This window comes from Legionella sp. km772 (genome assembly GCF_003989735.1).
Lineage (GTDB): Bacteria > Pseudomonadota > Gammaproteobacteria > Legionellales > Legionellaceae > Legionella.
In genome coordinates this window covers 1-3,756 of record NZ_RZGQ01000236.1, presented here as the reverse complement: position 1 = coordinate 3,756, position 3,756 = coordinate 1, and the positions used below count along the sequence as shown (strand labels likewise).

Sequence of the window (3,756 nt, the reverse complement as noted above, 5' to 3'; positions counted from 1 at the left end):
CATCATCATACTATCAAAGTTCCTATCGCGGGAGAGGGGGTAGATCGAAGTGAAATTAAAAAATCTGTGACCAATTCAAAATAAAATCTTGTCTATAAAAACTTCAGGGACGTTGCCTATTTCTATTTAAAAAAAAATTTAACTCATTGATTAAAATAAAATACTTGCGCAATACATTCTTTTCTTTTAATAATAGGACTCTAAATTATTCTAATTTTATTGATATGCCCATTGATGCCCCCTGGGGAAAACATAGCCCCAAATCGAAAGAGGAACTTCATGACTTAATTGAGCTAATAGGCCACCATATTAATAGCAAAATTCATAAAAGTAGCCGCTTTACTAAATTCGTAGCGCAAAGTGCATCGACTATCAACCTTAGTGATTATTTAAAACGTTTTACGCAGTATCTTGATTTAGATGAAACTCATCTATTGTATGTAATGATTTATTTAGAACGTTATCTTAAATGGAATAAAGATTCTATTACTGCCCTCAATATTCATCGCTTAATAGCCAGCATTATGTGCGTTGGGCATAAATTTTGGGAAGACGACTATTTTGCTATTTCTGATTATGCCCGTATTGCAGGAATAACTGCGGCCGAAATGCGTGTTTTAGAAATAGAAATTCTTTTTTACCTGAAATTTAATCTTTTCATTACTACGAAAGAATACCTTGAATCAAAAGAATTTTTTTGCCTCTTAGCAAGAGAGCTAGAAAAAACAACTTCTAAAAAATACGCGTTAAGTTTGAGTTCTGCAGAAGAGATTTTTTTGCATCCCCCCTCATTAAAATTACCACCGATTCCCTTACACAATTCGCCTACCATGCCTCCGGCTGCAGAACAAAAAGCACAAGAAACTAAAGCCCCCGCTACCAAACCAATTAAGGCCTTACCTTCAGTACATTTATTCCATCATGATCGCACTAAGAAAACACCCAAGGAAAAAGCAGAGATTAGCCCCACAAGCATAGCAAGCTGTTGCGCATAACCATTAATGATGGAGCTTTTGCACTCTATTTCCCCTTATTTTTGAACTATTGGCTATCTTTACCCATTATTTTGACCTTAGTTTTAAAATCTTGCTTTATCATTTTTAAAAGCTGTTCAATATTTTCATGATCCAAAAAGTTTTTTTCATATAAAACAGAGACAGAATCAAAAGGCCCGCTAGCAACATAAAAATAGACTATTTCCATCTTATTAGTGTTAGGATCAAGACGTTTAAGGATTCGATAACCATCACTATAGCTCGAATAGTTGTGATCTGCTTTTTCCAAAATAGTTAGTTGCGCATTATTAGATCTCAGCACGGCCATCCCTTTTTTAATTAAATCCAGTGACTGTAATTTCTCACCGCGTATACTGGAGATAGAAAAGAGAATACCTGCATCACCATATTGAATAAAATAAGGATTCCCCGGTTGCTGGTATTTAAATATTAACTCCTCAGGAATCATGAAATTTGCTGAAATATTTTGCTCCTCATTAATTGGCAAACTAAATTTATATACAGGGTGTTTTTGAGTCAGAGATTTTAAAAAATTACTGGTATCAATATTAGAAGGTTCTGGGGTTGAGCTTTGCACACCGTCACTCGAGCAAAGGGCAGCAGACAATAAAAAATAGATGATTCGTCTACTCTTTTTCATGGTGTTTGTGCCTTTAAGCTTAGATCCCATTCCCCCTATTATAGCAGCCTTAAAATTAATGCTGTAAAGAGAAGTCCTGGACAGAGTTAATAAGGCGATTAGTTTCAGCTAAAAATTCTTGACCCCGGCTTGGTTTAAAGAAATTCACTGGTTGCTCAGAAAGCTTTCTGTAAAGAGCAATCCCTGAAAAGGTAAGGCCTACAATGCGCAAACAATCTCGTAGAAACCTCATCCAGAGGGGGTCACGGTGCTCGCTAAGTTGATTTTGTACATCAGCTAGGTGCATTTTAAAAGTAATAATCCGTTGACTGGGCAAGCACTTATTATCATTAAGGACAGTTTCTAATAAGTTCAAGCTTGCTCGTTTATATTGCGCATTTTTCTCCTGAGGATTTTGAGCTAGCACCTCAGTTAAATGCTCGCGATAACGGTGTAGTTTTTTTCGTAATTTAAATATTTTAAACAATGCCAGCTGTTCTTCTTTTGATTGCCAAGCCGCCAGCGCTTCATTTTGCTCTTCTTTTTGCAGTCCAAGCTCAAGACGTTTAAGTTGCTCATCTAATTTCTTATTGTCAATTTGACTTTTTTCCACCTGCTGAATTAATGATAATTGCTCGAAGTGCGATTTAATGGTTTTAACTTGGACCAGTAAAGAGAACGCTGAAATGACAACTGCTTTGTCCAATTCTTTACGACTCATCATATGACGTATTATGGTTTCAATAGGGCTAATACAATTTGACATAGAAGGCCCCGCTTCTTCATATTTTTGCCTATCCCGTTGATGGGCATCATTGAGTAAAGCCGGTGTGGAAAGTGCAACGGCGGTTAATTTGGCTATTACTGTTGTGATGTTATCAATAAACTCTTGATACTGACTGTTAACTTTTGGAAGTTTCGACAAAAATAACTTTTTAATTAGAGCTGATAATGATTCGTGCTCGTAAGCTTTACTCTTTAGTTGAAATTCTAAGCCTTCAATCAAAGCTTTATCCTTATCATTTATTGAGTAAAAAGGATAGTATGATTTGGCCAGAGCTAACCACGAAGGCAGCATTTGATGACTGAATATTTGAATAGTAGTTAATTCTAATTCTTTCAGTGTTTCCACCGGATAGTTATTATTTTCCGGCGGTACATTAGTATTCAAAGTGGTAATCAGTTTAATGAGTAGTTGAAATTGATTCGTTAAAAGATGTGGCGAGTTCCAAGATTTAAATTGGGTTGGGCTTGATGAAACATGCATGGCGATACCTTAAGAAAGTCTATATAACAGCAAGCATGATCATATACTGAATACCCTATATTATTAAATACCAAAAAGCTCAAAACAAATTCTTTTTCTTATCGAATTTTAGAGATTAATATCTTGTAACGCATATTCTTTTCTATCTAAGTAGTATTTTGATTTTTTGGATGTATTATGCGCTATAGTATATGAAATGAATAATTAGAGAATGCTATGGTCGACATCATCAATCTTAATAAAAAAAGAAAAGCAAAAATTCGTTTGGAAAAGGAAAAAACAGCTGCTGAAAATCGGATTAAGTTTGGAAGGACAAAAAAGGAAAGACAGCTAGAACAGCTCGAAAAAGAACGTGATAAGCGTTATCTTGATGGCCACAAACTGGAAAATAACGAGAGTAAGATTTAGAACATCTTTCATAGCATCTGACTAGAATCAATATTAAGTTCTATAAAAAATGCTAGGATTACTCTTCTAATATTGTGATTCTTGAAATGTCGATCACTAAAAAATTATTTTTGATTATGACTATAATGGCGGTCTTAATTACAGCAGAATTAGCTGCCTTAACTATTACCATGAAAATATTATCCGCTGTCCGTACCTACGTGAGCGGTGAAGGATTATGGTCTAAAGCACAAAAAAATGCAGTTTATTATTTAGCCAAATATGCTCTTACCCATAATGAAAAAGACTATCAAAGTTATCTTGACCTGCTTAAAGTGCCTTTAAGTGTTAGCTAGGTCCGGGGATCTGGAACAAAATTCAGGAAAAATAAGAGCTATTCCCGGTTTGTTAGTTCATTCACCTTACTCTCAGAATGGCTTATCCACAAGTCCATAGGCCAGGAGAGC

Annotated in this window: 5 protein-coding genes; 3 read left to right on the top strand and 2 right to left on the bottom strand. The window is 35.2% G+C overall.

Translation table 11 applies throughout. The features are described 5' to 3' along the window. The first annotated feature begins 224 nt into the window (after positions 1–224). Complete coding sequence (locus ELY15_RS14395; protein ID WP_127101235.1) at positions 225–995, top strand: cyclin family putative virulence effector; 771 nt, start codon at positions 225–227, stop codon at positions 993–995. 46 nt (positions 996–1,041) lie between these two features. On the opposite strand, the gene ELY15_RS14390 is transcribed toward ELY15_RS14395, so the two are convergent. Further along, positions 1,042–1,656 carry a hypothetical protein gene (locus ELY15_RS14390; protein ID WP_127101233.1) on the bottom strand — a complete coding sequence of 205 codons (615 nt, stop codon included), beginning with the start codon at positions 1,654–1,656 and terminating at the stop codon, positions 1,042–1,044. Positions 1,657–1,711: 55 nt separating this feature from the next. Further along, a complete protein-coding gene (locus ELY15_RS14385) occupies positions 1,712–2,902 on the bottom strand; it encodes a hypothetical protein (protein ID WP_127101231.1) in 1,191 nt (396 codons plus the stop codon). A 216-nt stretch (positions 2,903–3,118) separates the two neighbouring features. Between ELY15_RS14385 and ELY15_RS14380 the strand changes: the two genes are divergently transcribed. Together ELY15_RS14380 and ELY15_RS14375 are read left to right on the top strand one after the other, a co-directional pair. Then, on the top strand, positions 3,119–3,310 hold the full coding sequence (locus tag ELY15_RS14380; RefSeq protein WP_127101229.1) for a DUF4169 family protein: 192 nt from the start codon (positions 3,119–3,121) through the stop codon (positions 3,308–3,310). Positions 3,311–3,435: 125 nt separating this feature from the next. Further along, positions 3,436–3,645 (top strand): hypothetical protein, encoded by a 210-nt coding sequence (locus ELY15_RS14375; protein ID WP_148111250.1) that lies wholly within the window; start codon positions 3,436–3,438, stop codon positions 3,643–3,645. Positions 3,646–3,756: the final 111 nt, after the last annotated feature.

What these genes read in the sequence shown, in the direction of transcription:
- ELY15_RS14395 (WP_127101235.1), top strand. Translation starts at nt 225, where the DNA reads ATGCCCATTGATGCCCCCTGGGGAAAACATAGCCCCAAATCGAAAGAG.
- ELY15_RS14390 (WP_127101233.1), bottom strand. Translation starts at nt 1,656, where the DNA reads ATGAAAAAGAGTAGACGAATCATCTATTTTTTATTGTCTGCTGCCCTT.
- ELY15_RS14385 (WP_127101231.1), bottom strand. Translation starts at nt 2,902, where the DNA reads ATGCATGTTTCATCAAGCCCAACCCAATTTAAATCTTGGAACTCGCCA.
- ELY15_RS14380 (WP_127101229.1), top strand. Translation starts at nt 3,119, where the DNA reads ATGGTCGACATCATCAATCTTAATAAAAAAAGAAAAGCAAAAATTCGT.
- ELY15_RS14375 (WP_148111250.1), top strand. Translation starts at nt 3,436, where the DNA reads ATGGCGGTCTTAATTACAGCAGAATTAGCTGCCTTAACTATTACCATG.